15 protein-coding genes are annotated in these 20,258 nt (G+C 70.5%); 5 read left to right on the forward strand and 10 right to left on the reverse strand.

Annotation, left to right across the window (positions count from 1 at the left end):
• The first annotated feature begins 122 nt into the window (after positions 1-122).
• On the forward strand, positions 123-1,157 hold the full coding sequence (locus ACIBBA_RS30640) for an App1 family protein (RefSeq protein ID WP_396701934.1): 1,035 nt from the start codon (positions 123-125) through the stop codon (positions 1,155-1,157).
• 51 nt (positions 1,158-1,208) lie between these two features.
• On the opposite strand, the gene glgB is transcribed toward ACIBBA_RS30640, so the two are convergent.
• From glgB to glgA, 3 genes are read right to left on the reverse strand one after another with little or no spacing between them, the layout of a single operon-like run.
• Positions 1,209-3,311, reverse strand: coding sequence for a 1,4-alpha-glucan branching protein GlgB (glgB, locus tag ACIBBA_RS30645; RefSeq protein ID WP_396701936.1), 2,103 nt, complete (start codon positions 3,309-3,311; stop codon positions 1,209-1,211).
• Positions 3,299-5,395: a maltotransferase domain-containing protein gene (locus tag ACIBBA_RS30650; protein WP_396701938.1), complete on the reverse strand. Its 2,097-nt coding sequence runs from the start codon at positions 5,393-5,395 to the stop codon at positions 3,299-3,301. Before ACIBBA_RS30650 ends, glgB begins: the two co-directional genes overlap by 13 nt.
• A 38-nt stretch (positions 5,396-5,433) precedes the next feature.
• Positions 5,434-6,654 carry a glycogen synthase gene (gene glgA, locus ACIBBA_RS30655; protein WP_396701940.1) on the reverse strand — a complete coding sequence of 407 codons (1,221 nt, stop codon included), beginning with the start codon at positions 6,652-6,654 and terminating at the stop codon, positions 5,434-5,436.
• Positions 6,655-6,724: 70 nt separating this feature from the next.
• Here glgA and glgC point away from each other — a divergent pair, with 70 nt between their 5' ends.
• Both glgC and pgm read left to right on the forward strand, forming a co-directional pair.
• A complete protein-coding gene (gene glgC / locus ACIBBA_RS30660) occupies positions 6,725-7,957 on the forward strand; it encodes a glucose-1-phosphate adenylyltransferase (RefSeq protein WP_396701942.1) in 1,233 nt (410 codons plus the stop codon).
• A gap of 31 nt (positions 7,958-7,988) precedes the next feature.
• Positions 7,989-9,632 carry a phosphoglucomutase (alpha-D-glucose-1,6-bisphosphate-dependent) gene (gene pgm, locus ACIBBA_RS30665; protein ID WP_396701944.1) on the forward strand — a complete coding sequence of 548 codons (1,644 nt, stop codon included), beginning with the start codon at positions 7,989-7,991 and terminating at the stop codon, positions 9,630-9,632.
• A gap of 107 nt (positions 9,633-9,739) precedes the next feature.
• Here the strand turns inward: pgm and ACIBBA_RS30670 are convergent, their stop codons facing one another.
• Positions 9,740-10,669, reverse strand: a complete 930-nt coding sequence (locus ACIBBA_RS30670; protein WP_396701946.1) for an NAD(+)/NADH kinase — start codon at positions 10,667-10,669, stop codon at positions 9,740-9,742.
• A gap of 384 nt (positions 10,670-11,053) precedes the next feature.
• Here ACIBBA_RS30670 and ACIBBA_RS30675 point away from each other — a divergent pair, with 384 nt between their 5' ends.
• Both ACIBBA_RS30675 and ACIBBA_RS30680 read left to right on the forward strand, forming a co-directional pair.
• Positions 11,054-12,244, forward strand: coding sequence for a hypothetical protein (locus ACIBBA_RS30675; protein ID WP_396701948.1), 1,191 nt, complete (start codon positions 11,054-11,056; stop codon positions 12,242-12,244).
• Positions 12,245-12,363: 119 nt separating this feature from the next.
• Entirely contained in the window at positions 12,364-13,500 is a 1,137-nt protein-coding gene (locus ACIBBA_RS30680) for a hypothetical protein (protein ID WP_396701950.1), read from the forward strand.
• A 27-nt stretch (positions 13,501-13,527) separates the two neighbouring features.
• Here ACIBBA_RS30680 and ACIBBA_RS30685 read toward each other — a convergent pair whose 3' ends face one another.
• The 6 genes from ACIBBA_RS30685 to ACIBBA_RS30710 form a co-directional block, all read right to left on the reverse strand.
• Complete coding sequence (locus ACIBBA_RS30685; protein WP_396701952.1) at positions 13,528-14,616, reverse strand: DegT/DnrJ/EryC1/StrS family aminotransferase; 1,089 nt, start codon at positions 14,614-14,616, stop codon at positions 13,528-13,530.
• 20 nt (positions 14,617-14,636) lie between these two features.
• Positions 14,637-15,845 carry a glycosyltransferase gene (locus ACIBBA_RS30690; RefSeq protein ID WP_396701954.1) on the reverse strand — a complete coding sequence of 403 codons (1,209 nt, stop codon included), beginning with the start codon at positions 15,843-15,845 and terminating at the stop codon, positions 14,637-14,639.
• Positions 15,842-16,855 (reverse strand): GDP-mannose 4,6-dehydratase, encoded by a 1,014-nt coding sequence (gene gmd / locus ACIBBA_RS30695; protein ID WP_396701956.1) that lies wholly within the window; start codon positions 16,853-16,855, stop codon positions 15,842-15,844. Before gmd ends, ACIBBA_RS30690 begins: the two co-directional genes overlap by 4 nt.
• On the reverse strand, positions 16,843-17,583 hold the full coding sequence (locus tag ACIBBA_RS30700; protein ID WP_396701959.1) for a NeuD/PglB/VioB family sugar acetyltransferase: 741 nt from the start codon (positions 17,581-17,583) through the stop codon (positions 16,843-16,845). Before ACIBBA_RS30700 ends, gmd begins: the two co-directional genes overlap by 13 nt.
• A 91-nt stretch (positions 17,584-17,674) precedes the next feature.
• Positions 17,675-18,751: a non-hydrolyzing UDP-N-acetylglucosamine 2-epimerase gene (wecB, locus tag ACIBBA_RS30705; RefSeq protein WP_396701961.1), complete on the reverse strand. Its 1,077-nt coding sequence runs from the start codon at positions 18,749-18,751 to the stop codon at positions 17,675-17,677.
• A gap of 28 nt (positions 18,752-18,779) precedes the next feature.
• The gene (locus ACIBBA_RS30710) at positions 18,780-19,970 is read right to left on the reverse strand and encodes a glycosyltransferase (protein WP_396701963.1); all 1,191 of its coding nucleotides are present in this window, start codon (positions 19,968-19,970) and stop codon (positions 18,780-18,782) included.
• Between the last annotated feature and the right edge of the window lie 288 nt (positions 19,971-20,258).

Genomic DNA, 20,258 nt, shown 5'->3' on the forward strand with positions numbered 1-20,258 from the left:
CCCGTCGTCGTCCCGACCGGAGTGTTTCACGGCCTCGGGGGCGGCCGGGGTCGATCGGGGCAGACGGCCCGCGAAGATCGCCTCGCATGGCCGTGGCCGCGTTGGTGTGGCAGGGTGGCAGCGTGTCACCCACTCCCGCCGGCCAGCTGGCCGTCCCGCGCCTGCACCGTGCGGCGCGGATCGAGGACGCCGTGCACCAGCTCGTCGAGCGCCGCCTGCGGCGCACCGGCTGGCGGATCAACATCGTCGCCTACACCGGCTACGGTTCGCCCGGCTGGGTGCGGGTGATGTGCCGGGTGTTGCTGGGCCGCCCCGACACCCGGCAGCGGGGCCGGCTGGAGAAGGTCCGTGGCTGGCGCAGCTTCACCACCCTGCCCGCCAAGTACGTCACGGTGTACATCGAGGCCGGCGGGGTGCGGCACGAGGCGCAGGCGGACCGCAGCGGCTTCGTCGACACCATGGTCAAGGCCGACCTGCCGCCCGGCTGGGGCACCGTCCGGCTGACCGTGTCGGACGCCGAACCGGTCGACGCGCCGGTGCGCATCCTCGACCCGGACGTCCGCTTCGGCATCCTCTCCGACATCGACGACACGGTGATGGTCACGGCGCTGCCCCGGCCGCTGCTCGCCGCGTGGAACACCTTCGTCCTCGACGAGCACGCCCGCGCCGCGGTGCCCGGCATGGCGGTGCTCTACGAGCGGCTGGTCACCGCCCACCCGGGCGCCCCGGTCTTCTACCTCTCCACCGGCGCCTGGAACGTGGCGCCGACGTTGACCCGGTTCCTGTCCCGGCACCTCTACCCGGCCGGGCCGCTGCTGCTGACCGACTGGGGCCCGACCGCCGACCGGTGGTTCCGCAGCGGTCGGGAACACAAGCGGGCCACCCTGGCCCGGCTGGCCCGGGAGTTCCCCGACGTGCGCTGGCTGCTGGTCGGCGACGACGGCCAGCACGACCAGGAGATCTACCGGGAGTTCGCCGCCGCGAACCCGGACAACGTCGCCGGGGTGGCGATCCGTCGCCTCTCACCGACCCAGTCGGTCCTGGCCGGTAGCCTGCCCGGCCCGCACGACCTGCCGTCAGCGGTGGGGCAGAAGTGGCTCTCCGCGCCGGACGGGGCGGGCCTGTGGCAGCTGCTCCGCGACGCCGGCCTGGTCTGACCTGGGCCGAGGGCGCGCGGGCGGCGGCTCGGGCCACGCCGCCCGCGCGGCTCAGTCGCGGCGGAGCCAGACGACGCCGAGCGGCGGCACCTGCAGCGCGGCGGAGGCCACCATGCCGTGCCACGGCACGTCCTCGGCGTGCACCTCACCCAGGTTGCCCACCCCCGACCCGCCGTAGTGGTGCGCGTCGGTGTTGAGCACCTCCTGCCAGGCGCCACCGGCGGGCAGGCCGATCCGGTAGTCGTGCAGCGGCAGGGCGGAGAAGTTCGCCACGCAGACCAGCGTCGAGCCGTCCGGGGCGATCCGGACGAACGACACCGCGTTGTTGGCGACGTCGTCGCCGGCGATCCAGCGGAACCCGGCCGGCTCGGTGTCCTGCGCCCAGAGCGCCGGGGTGGCCCGGTAGGTCCGGTTCAGGTCGGCGACGAGGCGCTGCACGCCGGCCCGCGCCGGGTCGTGCAGCAGGTACCAGTCGAGCCCGCGCTCCTCGCTCCACTCCCGGTCGTCGGCCAGCTCGCAGCCCATGAAGAGCAGCTGCTTGCCCGGGTGCGCCCACATGTACGCCAGCAACGCCCGCACGTTCGCCAGCCGCTGCCAGGTGTCGCCGGGCATCTTCGCGGCCAGCGAGCCCTTGCCGTGCACCACCTCGTCGTGGCTGATCGGCAGCACGTAGTTCTCGCTCCACGCGTACGCCAGGGAGAAGGTGAGCTGGTGGTGGTGGTGCTGGCGGTAGACCGGGTCCTTCGAGGTGTAGAGCAGGGTGTCGTGCATCCAGCCCATGTTCCACTTGAAGCCGAAACCCAGCCCGCCGGCGGAGGTGGGGCGGGTGACCCCCGGCCAGGCGGTGGACTCCTCGGCCACCATCACCACCCCCGGGTGGTGCTTGTAGACGGTCGCGTTCGCCTCCTGCATGAAGGCGATCGCCTCCAGGTTCTCCCGACCGCCGTACCGGTTGGGGGCCCACTGGCCGTCCTGCCGCGAGTAGTCCAGGTAGAGCATCGAGGCGACCGCGTCCACCCGCAGCCCGTCGACGTGGAACTGCTCGCACCAGTAGAGCGCGTTCGCCACCAGGAAGTTGCGCACCTCGAGGCGGCCGAAGTCGAAGACGTACGTACCCCAGTCGGGGTGTTCGCCGCGGCGCGGGTCGGGGTGCTCGTAGAGCGGGGTGCCGTCGAAGCGGGCCAGCGCCCACTCGTCCTTCGGGAAGTGCGCCGGCACCCAGTCCAGGATCACCCCGATGCCGGCGCCGTGCAGCCGGTCGACGAGGTGCCGGAAGTCGTCCGGGTCGCCGAAACGGGAGGTGGGGGCGAAGTAGCCGGTGACCTGGTAGCCCCAGGACCCGCCGAAGGGGTGCTCCATCACCGGCAGGAACTCCACGTGGGTGAAGCCCAGCTCGGTCACGTACTCGGTGAGCTGCTCGGCCAGCTCCCGGTAGCCGAGCCCCGGCCGCCACGAGCCGAGGTGCACCTCGTAGACGCTCATCGGCTTCTGGTGCGGCTGGCGCCGGGCCCGCCGCTCCAGCCAGTCCGCGTCGGACCACTCGTAGCGGGAGTGATGCACCACCGAGGCGGTGGCCGGCGGCACCTCGGCGTACGCGGCGAGCGGGTCGGCCTTGTCCCGCCAGCGGCCGTCCGCGCCGAGCACCCGGTACTTGTACCGGGCGCCGACCCGGGCGTTCGGTACGAAGATCTCCCACACCCCGGTCGAGCCGAGCGAGCGCATCGGCCAGCCGTCGTCCGGCGCCCAGCCGGTGAAGTCGCCGACCACCCGCACACCGCGCGCGTTCGGCGCCCAGACGGCGAACGCCACCCCCTCGTCGAAGACCCGGGCGCCGAGCGCCTCCCAGAGCCGCTCGTGCCGGCCCTCGCCGATCAGGTGCAGGTCCAGCTCGCCCAGGGTGGGCGGGTAGCGGTACGGGTCGTCGTGCACGACGCCGTCCGCCTCGATCCGGTAGTCGAGCGCGGTGCCCGGCACCACGGTCTCGAAGATCCCGACGTCGTGCACCCGCTTCATCGGGTGGCGCTCACCGTCGACCAGTGCGGCGACGTCGCCGGCGCCCCGGCGCAGGGTGCGGATGGTGGTCCGGCCGTCGGCGGGGTGCGCGCCGAGCACCGCGTGCGGGTCGTGGATCTCACCGGCGATCAGCTGGTCCATCGGGCGTCGTCCTTCTGGGCGGGAGCGGTCGGGGCGGTGCCGCCGGAGAGGTCGTCGGGGACGGCTTCGACGGTGAGCTCCGCCGGGCCGGTCGGGGCGGGCTCCGGCACCTCGGGCGGGACCGGGCGGCGCACGGTGAGCACGTGCGCGGGCTGCAGGTACGGGTCGAGCCGCACCGCGTTGCGCTGCCCCCAGTCGTAGCTGGTCCCGGTCAGCTCGTCGTGCACGGTGAACCGCTCGTGCCAGTCGAAGCCGAGAGCTGGCATGTCCAGCGTCGTGTTGCCCCACTGCACGGTCCGCGAGTCGAACGAGCAGACCACGATGACCGTGTTGCCCGTCTCCGGGTCGCGTTTGGACCAGCAGAGCAGCGCCGGGTTGTCGATGTCGTGGAAGCGCAGGTTGCGCAGCCGGTGCAGGGCCGGGTTCTTCCGCCGGACCCGGTTGAGGTCGGCGATGAACGGGGCCAGCGAGCGCCCCCGCGCCTCGGCATCGGCCCAGTCCCGGGGACGCAGCTCGAACTTCTCGTTGTCCAGGTACTCCTCGGCGCCGGGGCGGGCCACGTGCTCGAAGAGTTCGTAGCCGGCGTACATGCCCCAGGAGGGGGAGAGCAGCGCGGCCAGCACCGCCCGGATCTTGAACATCGGCGGGCCGCCGTGCTGCAACGACTCGTGCAGGATGTCCGGGGTGTTCGGCCAGAAGTTCGGTCGCATGTAGTCGGCCGCGACGACGAGTTCCTCGCAGTACTCGCGCATCTCGGCCGCGGACGTACGCCAGGTGAAGTAGGTGTACGACTGACTGAAGCCGATCTTGCCGAGGCCGTGCATGATGGCCGGCCGGGTGAACGCCTCGGCCAGGAAGAGCACGTCCGGGTCGACCTGCTTGACCTCCCCGATCAACCAGTGCCAGAAGTCGAGCGGCTTGGTGTGCGGATTGTCCACCCGGAAGATGCGGATGCCCTCGCCGACCCAGTGCAGCACCACCCGGAGGATCTCGGCCCGGATGCCTTCCGGGTCGTTGTCGAAGTTCAGCGGGTAGATGTCCTGGTACTTCTTCGGCGGGTTCTCCGCGTACGCGATGCTGCCGTCGGCCCGGGTGGTGAACCACTCGGGATGCTCGCTCACCCAGGGGTGGTCGGGCGCGCACTGCAACGCCAGGTCCATCGCCACCTCCAGGCCCTGCTCGGCGGCGGCGGCGATGAAGTTCCGGAAGTCGCGCGCCGTACCCAGGTCGGGGTGGATGGCGTCGTGCCCGCCCTCGGCGGCGCCGATCGCCCACGGCGAGCCGACGTCGTCCGGCCCGGCGGTGAGCGAGTTGTTGCGGCCCTTGCGGTTGGCCCGGCCGATCGGGTGGATCGGCGGCAGGTAGAGCACGTCGAAGCCCATCGCGGCGACACCCGGGAGCCGGTCCGTGGCGGTGGCGAAGGTGCCGGAGCGGGCCGGCGCGTCGACCGTGGCCGGCACGGCGCCCTCGGAGCGGGGGAAGAACTCGTACCAGGCGGAGAAGAGGGCCCGCTCCCGGTCCACCCAGAGCCGGTGCTCGTCGCCGGTGGTGACCAGCTCCCGCACCGGGTGCGCCCAGAGCAGCTCGGCCAGCTCCAGCGCCGGCGTGACCCGACGCGGCAGCGGGCGGGCGGTGTCGCGCAGCGCGGCGGCTGCCGCGGCCACCCGGTCCCGCTCGGCGGCCGGCACCAGCGTGGTCGCGGCGTCGAGCACCCGCGCGCCCTCGGCCAGGTCGTTGGCCAGCTCCGCCGGCCCCTGACCGGCCGCGACCTTCTTGGTCACCGCGTTCTGCCAGGTGAGGTACGGGTCGGCGAACGCCTCGACGTGGAACGTCCAGGCGCCCACCGCGTCCGGCCGGATGCCGGCGTGCCAGCGGTCCTGCCCGGGCTCGCCAGGGCGCATCCGGGTGAACGGCCGGGCGGCGCCGTCCGGGCCGCGCCAGACCACGTTGCAGCCCAGCGCGTCGTGGCCCTCGCGATAGGCCCGGGCCGCGACCGGCACCCACTCACCGACCACCGCCTTGGCGGGGTAGCGGCCGCACGAGACGACGGGGGAGACGTCTTCGATCGGGAACCGTCCAGTCACCCCGCCAACCTACTGCGTGTGATCCGCTTCCGCGCGGCTCAGCCGGCCGCTCCCACCGACCGGTAGACCTCCAGGGTCCGCGCCGCGATCGCGTCCCAGGAGAAGTGCTCGACCGCCCGGCGCCGGCCGGCCAGACCGAACTCGGTGATCCGTTTCGGGTCGGCCAGCAGCTCGTTCATCCGCGCGGCCAGGTCGGCGACGAAACGCTGCGGGTCCAGCGGCCGGCCGGACCCGTCGCCGGCCTGTTCGATCGGAACCAGCAGGCCGGTCTCGCCGTCGGCGACCACCTCCGGGATGCCGCCGGTGGCGGTCGCCACCACCGCCGTCTCGCAGGCCATCGCCTCCAGGTTGACGATGCCCATCGGCTCGTAGACCGAGGGGCAGGCGAAGAGCGTGGCGTGCGTGAGCACCTGGATCACCTCGTGCTTGGGCAGCATCTCGGCCACCCAGACGACCCCGGAGCGGTTCGCCCGCAGCTCGGCGACCAGACCCTCCACCTCCGCGGCGATCTCCGCGGTGTCCGGCGCGCCGGCGAGCAGCACCAGCTGGGTGTCCGTCGGCAGCTCGCGCGCGGCGCGCAGCAGGTAGGGCAGACCCTTCTGCCGGGTGATCCGGCCCACGTAGACCACGCTGGGCAGCGCCGGGTCGATGCCGAGCCGGTCCAGCACGTCGGTGCCCGGATCCGGCGCGTACTGCCGGGTGTCGATGCCGTTGTAGACCACCCGGACCCGGTCCGGGTTCACCGCCGGGTACGCGGTCAGCACGTCACGCCGCATCCCCTCACTGACCGCGATGACCGCGTCGGCGGACTCCACCGCCGTCCGCTCGCACCACGAGGAGAGCTCGTAGCCACCGCCGAGCTGCTCGGCCTTCCACGGCCGCAGCGGCTCCAGGCTGTGCGCGGTGACCACGTGCGGCACCCCGTAGAGCAGCTTCGCGGTGTGCCCGGCCAGGTTGGCGTACCAGGTGTGGCTGTGCACCACGTCGGTGCCCGCGCAGCCGGCGGCCATCTCCAGGTCCACACCCATCGTGCGCAGCGCGGCGTTCGCGCCGGTCAACCCCGGCGGTTCGGCGTACGCGGTGACCCCCGGCTCGCTGCGGGGCGCTCCGAAGCAGTGCACCCGGACGTCGGTGAGCCGACGCAGCTCCCGGGCCAGGTACTCCACGTGCACCCCGGCTCCGCCGTAGACCTCCGGCGGGTACTCGCGGGTGAGCAGATCGACGCGGAGCTGTCCGGTGGCCGGGGAGGAGTCGGTCATGCCCGCACCCTAGTGCAGAAGTGTGCCCGTACGAGTGGTGAAGTCGGACGGCTATGGATAGCGTCTGAGCATGGCTGCCAAGGTGCTCGCGATCGTCCTGGCCGGCGGAGAGGGCAAGCGCCTGATGCCGCTGACCACGGACCGGGCCAAGCCGGCCGTCCCGTTCGGCGGGATGTACCGCATGGTCGATTTCGTCCTCTCCAACCTGGCCAACGCCGGCTATCTCAAGATCGTCGTGCTGACTCAGTACAAGTCGCATTCACTGGACCGGCACATCACCAAGACGTGGCGGATGTCGACGCTGCTGGGCAACTACGTCACCCCGGTGCCGGCGCAGCAGCGCCGGGGACCGTGGTGGTTCGCCGGCTCGGCCGACGCCATCTACCAGAGCTTCAACCTGATCAACGACGAGCAGCCTGACTACGTGATCGTCTTCGGCGCCGACCACATCTACCGGATGGACCCCCGGCAGATGGTGGAGGACCACATCGCCTCCGGCGCGGCGGTGACGGTCGCCGGCATCCGGCAGCCGCTGTCGACGGCCGACCAGTTCGGCGTCATCGAGGTGGGCGAGGACGGCCGGCGGATCCGGGCGTTCCGCGAGAAGCCCACCGACGCGGTCGGCCTGCCCGACGCGCCGGACGAGATCTACGCCTCGATGGGCAACTACGTCTTCACCACCAAGGCGCTCTGCGAGGCGGTGGAGCGCGACGCGGCCGACAAGACCAGCAAGCACGACATGGGCGGCAGCATCATCCCGATGCTGGTCGAGCGGGGCGAGGCGAACGTCTACGACTTCCGCGACAACGAGGTGCCGGGCAGCACCGACCGCGACCGCGGCTACTGGCGCGACGTCGGGACGCTCGACTCGTTCTACGACGCGCACATGGATCTGATCAACGTGCACCCGGTCTTCAATCTCTACAACTTCGACTGGCCGATCTACACCGAGCAGCCGCCCTGGCCGCCGGCGAAGTTCGTGCACCAGTGGGGGGAGCGGGTCGGCCGGGCGGTCGGCTCGATGGTCTCGCCCGGCGCGGTGATCTCCGGCTCGCTGGTGGAGAACTCCGTCGTCTCGCCCAAGGTCAAGGTGCACTCCTGGGCGCACGTCGACGGCGCGGTACTCATGGAGGGCGTCGAGATCGGCCGGCACGCGGTTGTCCGTCGGGCCATCCTGGACAAGAACGTCTTCGTTCCGGAGGGCGCCGAGATCGGCGTCGACCTGGAGAAGGACCGGCAGCGCTACACCGTCTCCGACAACGGCATCGTGGTGATCGGCAAGGGTCAGCGCGTCGAGCCCTGACCGTTTCGAAATTCCCGAGGAGGACCCCGCAGTGACCCACGCCCGTGCCGGCCAGCCGGCCGAGCCCGCCGACTTGGTCGACGTGCCCCGGCTGGTGACCGCCTACTACGCCGAGCACCCCGATCCGCAGGACCCGGCGCAGCAGGTCTCCTTCGGCACCTCCGGCCACCGGGGGTCGAGCCTGCGCGGTGCGTTCAACTCCGACCACATCGTCGCGGTCACCCAGGCGCTCTGCGACTACCGGCGGGAGCACGGCGTCGACGGCCCGCTCTTCCTGGGCCGGGACACCCACGCGCTCTCCACCCCGGCCACCGTCGACGCGCTAGAGGTGCTCGCCGCCAACGAGGTGACCGTGCTGGTGGACAGCCGGGACGGCTACACCCCCACCCCGGCGCTGTCGCACGCCATCCTCACCCACAACCGGGGTCGGACCAGCGGGCTCGCCGACGGCATCGTGATCACCCCGTCGCACAACCCGCCGGACGACGGCGGGTTCAAGTACAACCCCACCCACGGCGGGCCGGCCGACACCGACGTGACGAAGTGGATCCAGGACCGGGCGAACGCCATCCTCGTCGGCGGGCTCGCCGAGGTCCGGCGCGTCCCGTACGCCCGGGCCCGCGCCGCCGAGACCACCGGGACGTACGACTTCCTCGCCAGCTACGTCGACGACCTGCCGGCGGTGCTCGACCTCGACGCGGTGCGCGCCGCCGGGGTCCGGATCGGCGCCGACCCGCTCGGCGGGGCGAGCGTGGCCTACTGGGGCGAGATCGCCGAGCGGCACCGCCTCGACCTCACCGTGATCAACCCTACCGTCGACCCGACCTGGCGGTTCATGACCCTCGACGGCGACGGCAAGATCCGGATGGACTGCTCGTCGCCGAACGCGATGGCCTCGCTGATCGCCGCCCGCGCCGACTACCAGGTCTCCACCGGCAACGACGCGGACGCCGACCGGCACGGCATCGTCACCCCCGACGGCGGGCTGATGAACCCGAACCACTACCTGGCCGTGGCGATCGGGCACCTGTTCCGGACCAGGTCGCAGTGGGGTCCGGCGGCGGCGGTCGGCAAGACCCTGGTCTCCTCGTCGATGATCGACCGGGTCGCCACCGACCTGGGCCGCCCGCTGCTGGAGGTGCCGGTCGGCTTCAAGTGGTTCGTGCCCGGGCTGCTCGAGGGCGCGGTCGGCTTCGGTGGCGAGGAGAGCGCCGGCGCCTCGTTCCTGCGTCGCGACGGGGGCACCTGGACCACCGACAAGGACGGCATCCTGCTCTGCCTGCTCGCCTCGGAGATCATCGCGACCACCGGCCGGACGCCCAGCGAGCACTGGACCGAGCTGGCCGAGCGCTTCGGCGCCCCGGCCTACGCCCGCATCGACGCCCCGGCGACCCGGGAGGAGAAGGCGGTGCTCGGCAAACTCTCCCCGGAGCAGGTGACCGCCACCGAGCTGGCGGGGGAGCGGATCACCGCCACCCTCACCACCGCTCCCGGCAACGGCGCGCCGATCGGCGGGCTCAAGGTGACCACTGAGTCCGGCTGGTTCGCGGCGCGCCCGTCCGGCACGGAGGACGTCTACAAGATCTACGCCGAGTCGTTCCAGGGGCCGGAGCACCTGACCCGGATCCAGCAGGAGGCGAAGGACCTCGTCGCCGAGGTGCTCAAGCAGGCCTGAGCGACGCGCGCCGCCGGCCTCCGCGCCGGCGGCGCCGGGCTCCGCCTCGCGCCGGCGGCGCCGGCCTGCCCGAAGCCTGTCGAACTGCTCCAGATTTGAACCGCGGCTCAGCGGGGTGGGGGCAGTTCCCGCCGGTTGAGCTGCTCGCGCAGCCCCTCCGGCAGCAGTTCGCGCAGCTGCTCCGGGAGCAGCGGCAGATCCAGCAGGCTGAGCTTGAGCTGGTTGCGCTCCTGGTAGCGGCGCGGGTCGAGGCGGACCACCAGCCCGGCCTCGCGGCGAAAGCTGACATCCAGGGTCCCCTCGGTCGCCGCCTCCCGGATCACCACGCCGTCCATCTCCACGGCGACCGGCGCGGAGTCCGGCTCCAGCTCCAGACGGATCTTCTCGTCGGGAGAGAGCACCACCGAGCGCGAGATGCCCGCCATCGGCGCGGACGGGGTGACCACCACCGCCTGCGCTGCCGGCGAGACCAACGGGCCGCCGGCGGCATAGCTGTACGCGGTCGAGCCGGTCGGGGTGCTGATCACCAGCGCGTCGCAGCGGTAGTAGCCGTAGCGCTGCCCGTTCACCGCCAGGGTGGCGTTGACGAAGCCGGCACCGGGATGGCGGACCAGCGCGACGTCGTTGAAGGCCACGATGTCGTCGCCGCAGACGTCGCAGACCAGGCAGCTGTGCGCCTCCACCGTGAAGTCGTGGTTGCTCAGCCGGTCCAGGGCCGCCGGCAGCTCCGGCGGCTCCACCTCGACCAGGAAGCCGAGCCGACCCAGGTGTACGCCGAGCACCGGCTTGGGATCACGGACCACCATCCGGAGCGCGCCGAGCATGGTGCCGTCCCCGCCGATGCTGATCAACGCGCTGACCCGCCGGGGCAGCTCGTCCTCGGGTAGCGCCTCGACACTCGCCGGCACCCGGTGCCGGTCCGCCGAGCGCACGGCGAGGCCCTTGCGGTGCCGGGCGGCCCAGTCGGCGATGATCCCGACGATCTCGGTGACGTCCCGCGTCGGGTGCAGCACCAGCCCGAGCAGGGTGCGGTTCATGTCTACAGCTCACCACATCCGGACGGGACCGGACGGGCGTACCGGCAGGTGCGCCGGCGGGCCGTGGAGCGCTGCCATCCGGAGCGGTCGTCGCCGCCACGGAGAGCCCGCGCCGTGCGGGTCCGTGACCTGTCCGTGATGTCCTCGTTGCGTACAGGTGAGCACATGCAAGCGGGACGTCGAGGGGGCGTCGTGACGCGCCCTGCCGGTGGGGTGTTGTCCAGTCCGGAGGGAACCGCCCGGGTGGGCGGTTTGGTGCGCCGAGGCCCTCGTTCTCCTTGGATGCCGGACCAGGGCCGGCACCGGGTAGGAGTCGCGGTCGGGCGGGGCCCAAACGGCGCCCGCCTGCGGGACTACTTTGCCGCAGTGCTGCGGCGTTATCCGGTGAGCGCCGTCGTCTTGGCGCCATACGCCGTGCTGATCGTGCCGACCGCGGTGGTTAACGACAACCCGGAGACCGGCTTCATCCTGCGCGTGCTCGCCCTGGCTCTGGCGGGAACCCTGACCCTGGAGACGTTCGCGCTCCTCGCGGCACGCCCGTCGCCTGGATGGCCGCAGGCGTTGCGGCGGGCCAACTCTCGATCTCCCCACATCTATCTGATCGCTCGGCTGGTGACGGTGGTCAGCATCGTCGCCGACCTCGCCGGTGCGTACGCCGGGCGGGGCACCATTGTGAGCCAGTTGGCCAGCGAGGGCTCCTCGTCGTCATTGGCGAGCCTCACGTCGCTGGTCGTCGGTTGGAAGTTCCTTGCCTTCGGGCTGCTCCTGGCGAGCTTCCTCGGCGGCCGGACCGGGCGCCGCGGCGTCTATGCCTGGACCCTCGCTCTGGTCGGCGCCCAAATTGCCGTTGCCTCGTTCACCGCGATCCTGGCCCCGATGCTCGGGTACCTCTTCTTCGTGGCGAGCGTCGGGGCGCTCTGCGGCCTGTTCCGCGCTCGTCTGCTGGTGGTCGTGGCCGTGGTGCTCTTCCTCGCCTGGCCGACCATGTTCGCGCTGCGCAACGATCTGCGCGAGAACCGCGGAGTTGCGGTCGCCCAGGAGAGTACGGCGACGGAACGGCTCCGGGTCGACATACAACTAGCTCAGGTGGCCGCCGTTGACGTGCCGGTCGACCTGCATCAGCCCAAGCTGGCGGAGTACGCCCGATATGGTCTCCTGCCCCGGCTGGTCGATCCGGACCGTCCACCGATCACCACCGGCTCGGACATCAACCAGTACCTTGGTGGCGGCGCCAACTCGTCATACAACTTCCTCGCGCTCGGCAACATCTACTTCTTCAGTGGCCCGGTTGGGGTGGTGGTCTTCCACGCCTGCTGGTCGCTCGTCGCGTTGGTTCTGTTGCGATGGCGGAGGGCACCCGGCCCGGCTCGGCTCTCCGTGCTCTGCTTCGCGATGGGTGGTCCACTGCTCTGGTCAAGCACCTACCCCGACACCATGATCGCCTTCATCCAGTACACAGTCTCGGCGTTGCCGGTGTTCGCGATGCTGTTTGCGACCCGGTCTGCCAAGGAGCCGGACGCCCGGCAGCGCAGGCATCTCGACCCAAGCAGGATGCCGGCCTGGCCGGCGCGATGACACCCGGGCTGCGTGCCCGGTCCGGCTTCCGGGCCCTGATAAGGCGGATCACCAGCGGACGGGCGTCCCGTGCCTTGGTCGTCGGTGGCCTATCCAGTGCGGGTAATCTCCTGCTCTCGGTGACCGTCGCCCGCCACGAGACGGTCGCCGGCGTCGGCTGGTTCGCACTCGCTTTCTCGGCGTACATCCTGGCCTCCGGCCTGACCAGGGCGGTGGTCACGGACTCCGTCCTCGCCGCCGCACCGGCGACCGCCGTGGCGCGGGACGGGTCGGCCCGAGCGCTCACGGTTGGCGGGCTCGCCGCGGTCCCCGTGCTGGCGGCGGGGCTCGCCACCGGTTCGCATTATCTGCTCGTCTCCGCTCTGGCCCTACCCGGCCTCGTGCTCTACGACTACACCAAGGCGGTCAGCCTGGGTATCGGCAGGCCGAGGCTGGCCTGCGTTCAGGAGCTGCTGTGGGCCGGCCTGACCCTGCTGGCCGCACTGCTGGGGCTGCTTGGGGTGGTCGGCCCGCTGGTGGTGTTTGCGATCTGGGCGGGCTCCGGAGTCCTGCTCGGCGGCGCCACGACGTGGTACCAGGGCCACAACATGAGGCCGGCGTGGCGGCTCGGTCGGGCGGAGACGAGACTCGCGGCGAGCTTCGGTACGCAGTTCCTCGTCACCACCGGGTCGGCTCACCTTGCGTTGACCGCGGTCGCCGCTGGCTCGGGCGCCGCTGTGGTCGGCGCTCTCAGTGCGGGGCGTACCGTCCTCGGACCGGTAAACCTGCTGTTGAGCACCGCCGGAGCTCTGATCATCCCCTACCTGGCTCGGTCGCTGGAGAAGCCCCCTGGGGTCAAGATCCGAGCCGCCGCGCGAGTGACGGCACTGGTCGTCGGTGGCGCAACCCCGCTTGCCGCGGCGGTCGTACTGCTGCCCGAAGAGGCCGGCCTACGGTTGTTGGGGCCGAACTGGGAGAGTGCTGACCCCCTGCTGCCGCTGCTGGCGCTGGAGAGCCTGCTGACCGTCGCGGCAACGGTCGGCTTCGCCGGACACCGAGTCGAACGCGCGGGTTCCCGCGCGCTGCTCTTCGGCACGTTGCTGGGACTGACGCGGGTGCCCGCGGTGCTGGCCGGTGCGCTCCTGTTTGGCGCCCGGGGTGCCGCCGTCGTGATGGTGGTGATGGCGCTCGCAAGCGCGGTGGTCTGGGGGTGCAGCTATGTAGTGTTGCTGCGACGAGGCCAGACCGCCCTCCGGCCCGTGCCGCAGCCGATCTGACCGCTCGCAGCCTGGCCGCTATCTCGCTCAGGCGAGCGTGTCGAGAGCTGCCCGTACCCGCTCGACGATCACTTTAAGGTCGGTGTCCGTGAGGTCGGCGTACGTGGGTAGGTTGATCCCGCGCCGACCCAGATCGGTGGAGACCGGCTGGCCGCTGCTGTCCTCGCCGTATGCGGGCAGCGCTGAGACCGGCACGAAGAAGGGCCGTGTCTCCACCCCGAGTCGACCGAGCGCCTCGGCGAGCCGATCCCGCGCCGTGTCGTCGCCCGCCACCAGGAAGGATGCCATCCAGGGGGCCCGCTGCACCGCCGACGCGATCGGCTGGCGCTGCAGTGGCGAATCCGCCAGCTCGCGTTCGTAAGTGCTAATCACCTGCTCACGCCGAGCAATGATGTCGTCAGCGCGGGTCAGTTGGGCAGAGAGCAGCGCGGCCGCGAGGTTGGTCATCCGATAGTTGAAGCCGATCACCGGAAACCAGTATCGGCGTTGGGGATCCATCCCCTGGTTGCGCAGCAGCCGCATGCGGTCGGCGAGGGCGCGGTCGGAAGTGGTGACGCAGCCCCCCTCGCCACAGGTGATCACCTTGTTGCCGAAGAAGGAGAAGGTGCTGGCGTCGGCCAACGAGCCGGTCGGCTGGCCGTTCAGGTATGCACCGAACGACTCGGCCGCATCAGCGACCAGCAGCAGACTGTGCCGGGAACAGATTTCCCGCAGCGCCGGATAGTCGGCGGGGTGGCCGTAGAGGTCCACGGCGATCACCGCGCGGGTCCGCGGGCCCACCGACGCCTGCACCTGCTCCGGGTCGATGCACCAGGTGTCGGGATGCACGTCCACGAACACGGGCCGCGCGCCGCAGTAGGCGACCGCGTTGGCCGTCGCTACGTAGGTCAGGGCCGGGATGATCACCTCGTCGCCCGGACCGATCCCGGCCGCCGCGAGCACCAGATGCAACGCCACAGTGCCGTTGCTGGTGGCGACGGTGTCCGTCACGTCGCAGCGGGCGCCGAACTCCTCCTCAAAACGGCGCAGGTACGGTCCCTGCGACGAAATCCAGCCGCTGCGTAGCGCCTCGAGCAGATGGCGCTCCTCAAGCGCCGAAAGGCTCGGACTGGCCACCGGGTACCGCTTCGCGTCACTCATTCTGGCTCCCCGCTGCCGACAGGGTCGGAAATGAAGGTTGATCGTGGGACCGGGCCCGGCGTGTCGGCCGCGACCCACTCCAGCACCGCGTCGTAGTCGCGGGCGGTGTCGACCCAGGTGCGTCCGGCCAGCCGGTGTCCGGCGCGCACCGAGGCCGCGGCGTAATGCTCTCGATCGGCGAGGACCCGCCGTACCGCGTTGGCCAGCGACACCGGGTCGGTGGGCGAGAACATGCCCGCCTCGCCGTCAACGAATTCCAGCTGCGCACGCAGTGGTTCGACGTCCGCGCAGATCAGCGGCAGTCCCCAACTGAACGCCTCGAAGGCGGGGCCGCTTGCCGCCTCCCACAGCGACGGCATGACCATCGCGGCGGCGCGAGCGTACAGCGTGTGCAGCTGAGTGGTGGAGACGTAGCCGGGGAAGCTGACCCGCCCCCGCAGCTCCGGCTCGGCGGCTCGCGCGAGCAGGCGTTGCGCCTCGGGCTGAAGTAATGGGCCGGGGCAGACCAACCGGAACTCGGGTAGGAGGGCCATCGCCTCCAGCAGAGTCCGATGGTTCTTGTGCGGACCGGTTGACGATGGGTACACCAGCAGGTCGGGCTCCGGCGCGGCGAGTGACCTGTCCGGAGCCGCCTGGAAGGTCGGCGGGGGAATCAACACTGTCTTGTCCCGTGCCCCGGGGAAAGCGTTGCACACCTGCCGATAGGGGTGTGGCCAGGACACCACGACGGCGTCGGCGCGAGCCACGTTGTCACCGATGACCGCCGCGTAGCCCGCCGAGCCGAAATCGGGGTGCAGGTGCCGAAGGTCGTGCACGACCACGACATTGCGGCCGCGCCCGATCGGCACGCAGTGAAACGGGTGCAGCGTCACGTCCGCGTCGTCCGGAGCGGAGGCCCGGGCGCGCTGCCGGATCATGTTGATCACTCGACGCATGGCCAGCGACGAGTGCACCCGCCGCGGGGTGCAGCGGCGCAGCAGGTCGCCTACCGGGTTGTCGGTACGCAACGCCAGGGCGGCTTCGGACCAGTCGAGTCGGGTGTCGGGAACCAACTGACGCCAACTGTCCACGGTGCCCTTCAGGGCGGTCACCGCCAGTTCATGCCCGGTGCCCTCGGCCAGGCCGTTGAGCAGACCGGTGGTGAACGTCGCGACCCCCGCCGAGTGCCCGGGGCGGATCGGGGTGGCGTCGACCCGGAGCCTCATCGATCGACCCGGACGAGCCGGCCCATCCGCTCGTCCTCAAGCAGCTGACGGTCCGCGTCCACCATGACCCGTACAAGATCCGCAAAGAGTGTCTTGGGAGCCCAGCCGAGCAACTGCCGCGCTTTGCGGCAGTCGCCGATGAGCGCGTCCACCTCGGCCGGTCGGAAGTAGATCGGGTCGGTCACCACGTACTGCTGCCAGTCCAGGCCGACGTGGTCAAACGCGGCCGCGACGAACTCACGCACCGTGTGCCCCTCGCCGGTGGCCACGACGTAGTCATCGGGCTTGTCCTGTTGGAGGGCCAACCACATGGCCTCAACGTATTCCGGCGCGTAGCCCCAGTCCCGGACCGCGTCGAGGTTGCCGAGATAGAGCTTGTCCTGAATCCCCGCCTCGATTCGGGCGACCGCTCGGGTGATCTTGCGGGTTACGAAGTTCTCCCCGCGTCGCGGGCTCTCGTGGTTGAACAGGATGCCGTTGGCGCAGTACATGCCATAGGACTCGCGGTAGTTCACCGCGGACCAGTAGGCATAGACCTTGGCGCAGGCGTACGGGCTGCGTGGGTGGAACGGGGTGCCCTCATGCTGTGGCGGCGGAGTGGAGCCGAACATCTCCGACGACGATGCCTGGTAGAACCGGCAGTCGATGCCGGCCACCCGGCTGGCCTCGAGCATCCGGATCGCGCCGACGCCGGTGACGTCCGCGGTGTATCCAGGGATGTCAAAGGAAACCCGCACGTGGCTCTGCGCACCGAGGTTGTAGACCTCGTCGGGGCGGATGTCGCGCAGCAGCGAGGTCAGTGAGCCAGGATCCGCGAGGTCGCTGTAGTGCAGGAACAGGCGCGCGTCCGGGTGGCGCGGGTGGACGTCCAGTTGATCGATGCGCTCGGTGTTGAAGCTGGACGAACGTCGTTTGATCCCGTGCACCGTGTAACCCTTGTTGAGCAGGAGCTCCGACAGGTAGCTGCCGTCCTGGCCGGTGATCCCGGTGATCAGTGCTACTCGTCCCATGCTGTGCCTCTCATAACTGGAATTTGACTCGGCTCCGGGGCGTCGTCCCGGACCTCTTCCGGGCGCAACTCCCTGGCCGGAACCCCGACGACGACGGCGCCAGCGGGTACGTCCCGGATGACGACGGCGCCGGCGCCGACCGTTGCTCCGGCCCCGATCGAGATTCCGTCGATGACCGTTGCTCCGGCCCCGACGGTCACGCCCGCCTCGATCCGAGTGCGCCCGGCTACGGTGCAGCCGGGCAGGAGAGTGACGAAGTCGCCGAGCGTCGAGTCATGCCCAACGCTGGCTTTCGTGCCGATGTGGACGTGTCGACCGAGCGTGACGTCCGTGGTGATGACCGCGGCCGGCCACAGCACGGTGCCCTCGCCGAACAGGTTCCGGGGGCCGGATGTCGCCGCCGGGTGTACCAGCGAGCCAGCTCGTCGGCCGTGTTGGCGGGCGGTCCGGTCCAGCCGCGCACGGATCCGACTGGAGCCGATTCCGATCACGTACCGCACATCGCCCGGGGCCTGCGCCAGCCAGTGGTCGTCTCCAAGCCATGGCACCGGCAGACGATCACCATCGGCTGGTCGGGGGCCGATGCAGCCGAGTACGCGGTGCCCGGCGAGCAGCTCGGCGATCGAGACCACTTCACGTGCGTGCCCGGAGGTACCGAGCACGACGAGATCTATGCTGCGGTCGCCGGCTGGGGGCATCGTGGTTGGGTGGCTGTTTCTGATCCCCATGTCTTCCTTATACCGGATGTAAACTGGGCGCAATGGACATTCATGTTGTTGCCCGGTTTAATATGGATAATCGGCCGGTTCGTGCGAACGCTCAGAGGAAGTCGAGGATCACGTCTGCGATCCGCTCACCAGCTCGTCCGTCCCACAGTGGCGGCGTAGCCGACCGGGTCGGACGCGGAGTTTCAAGAGCTGCTTGCACCGCTGCTGCCAAACCGGCTCGGTCGACCAGTCGATTCGTGCCGTGGGTGATGGTCACCGGTCGTTCGGTGTCTGGTCGGAGGGTGAGGCACGGGATGCCGAGCATGGTGGTCTCCTCCTGCACACCGCCCGAGTCGGTGATCACCACCGCTGCACCCCGCACCAGGCTCAGAAACTCCACATATCCCATCGGTTCGACCACCTGGATTCGGGGGTGGTCGAACATCCCAGCAGCCGCGAGGCTGGCCCGTCCTCGGGGATGGACCGGCATGACGACCGGCAGTTGATCTGCCGCCCCATGCACTGCTTTGGTCAACTCGGCGGCGTCGCCAGCGTCGTCCACATTGCCCGGACGGTGCAGGGTGGCGACGAGGTAGCGCTCGGGCAGCCGCAGCGCCGCGCGGACCCGCACCACATCGAACCGGTCAAGGTTCGCGAGGAGAGTGTCGATCATGGGATTGCCGACGAAATGAATCCGTTCCGAGGGCACGCCCTCACTACCGAGGTGCGCTACCGCGTCCGGGCTTGTGGCGAAGAGCAGGTCCGCCAGCCGGTCGGTCACCAGTCGGTTGATCTCCTCCGGCATCGTGCGATTGAAACTGCGCAAGCCGGCCTCGACGTGCGCGAACGGAATCCCCAGCTTGGCGGCAACGAGCGCGCCGGCCAGGGTGGAGTTGACGTCGCCGTAGACCACGACGAGGCGAGGAGGATCGTGCAGCAGGAGGCGTTCGAGCCCCCTCATGATCGCGCCGGTCTGGACGGCATGAGTGCCAGAGCCCACACCGAGATTGACGTCCGGCTCTGACAGGCCGAGTTGCCGGAAGAAAACCTCCGACATCCGCTCGTCGTAGTGCTGGCCGGTGTGCACCAACCGTTGGTCGACGCCGTGCTCCCGCAGTGAGTGGACGACGGGTGAGGCTTTCGGGAAGTTGGGCCGGGCACCGGTGACGTGCAGGACTCGGACCGACATGACATTCTCCTCGCTGTTGGCTCAGCCGTCAGGTGCCGATCAGGCGCTTCTGCAGCGGCAGCGTCTCGATCTCCCAGACGAACTCCGTGCGCCCGACGTGGTGGCAGTGCTGGGCGTGCGCCCGCACGGCCGGAAGGTCGGCGGCCAGGTCGATCAGGATGTCCCGGATCGGGCCGACTTCGACGGGACAGGTCCAACCCAACCGATGACGCGCGACCAGGGCGCGGTTCTCGGCGAGGTTTCCGGCGATCACCGGCCGGCCGGCCACCACGCCCTCGAAGATCTTGTTCGAAAGCGAGTCGTTGGCCGCGTCGACGGCCTCGTAGAGAGCGGTGCCGACATGAGCGCGCTGGTAGCAGGCGGCCACCTGATCGGCGGCGCAGGCTTCCTCCAGAGCGATGTACGCGCCGGCCTCCGCAGCGTCGATCCGCTCGCGGAGTGTCTGCCGGTACTCCCTGCCTGCCGGTCCGGTGATGGTCAGCTGAACCGGAGCTCCCGCCGTCCGCGCGGCGACCACCGCATCGATCAGCACCTCGACACCCCGCCCCGGATAGAGGCTGCCGACGCAAGCGACGCGCAGAGCGGGTCCTTCGGGCGGGGGTGTGAAGTCCGGGGCGAAAGACGCCAGCGGCACGTTGCGGACCACGAGCACGTCCTTGACCCCGAGTTCGCCAAACCGTGCGGCGTGGCTGTCGCACACCGCCACGACGGTGAAGGCGTGCCGACGCGCGGCTCGACGGATCATCCATGGCTCAAGGCGGGAGAACCAGGTGGCCAGGGAGCCCTTGGTGCGGATGCCGCCGGGAAGTTCGCGGCTACTGATGATCACCTCGCTGCCCCACCGCCGGCGGTGACGGATGCCGAGCCAGAAGAGCGCCACGTGGCCGACGAGGATCGTCCGGGCTGGTGTGCTCAGGACTCGCCGTCGCAGCCGCCAGAGCGCGGGCAGGTACCCCAGCAGTAGGTTGCGGACGGAGGCGGTGAGGTTCCGGCGGTCGTCGATCTCGCTCACGGGCAGCTGCTCGACCTCGACTCCGTCGATCTCGGTGCGACCTGGGCTGTCACTCATGCCCAGTCGACCGACTCGGGCCAGCGTGATCGCGCGGATTTCGCCCGGGCGGCCTGGCGCGACCATGGCGGCGATCTTGCGCGTCCGGGTCGAGTAGCGGAACGGAGCCAGATCGCACAGAAGCAGAGTGGTGCGGGTGGTCGTGGTCATCGTGTCTCTCTGGTCCCCGTCGGCGGGTGGTGGCCGGCTGAAGCCCGGAAACCGGGCGCGCTCGTCGTGGACGTCGGGCTGCCAGAGGCTCAACGAGGAATTGGGGGTCACGTCACGTGCTGTGACTTTTAGGCCACTGAACGCGCTGTTCGGCCGAGCGGCGGGTCACCCAAGCGCACGGCATCTCCCTGAACGGGTCCCGGCGACTCTCGAGGTGTAAAAGAGTGGCCGCGCTGGTCATCCGAACTCCTGTCGGCACGGTTCCTGGCCGCCTTAGCGCCAGCGGAT

The organism is Micromonospora sp. NPDC051006, from assembly GCF_044456245.1.
In the GTDB taxonomy this organism is placed as follows: domain Bacteria; phylum Actinomycetota; class Actinomycetes; order Mycobacteriales; family Micromonosporaceae; genus Micromonospora.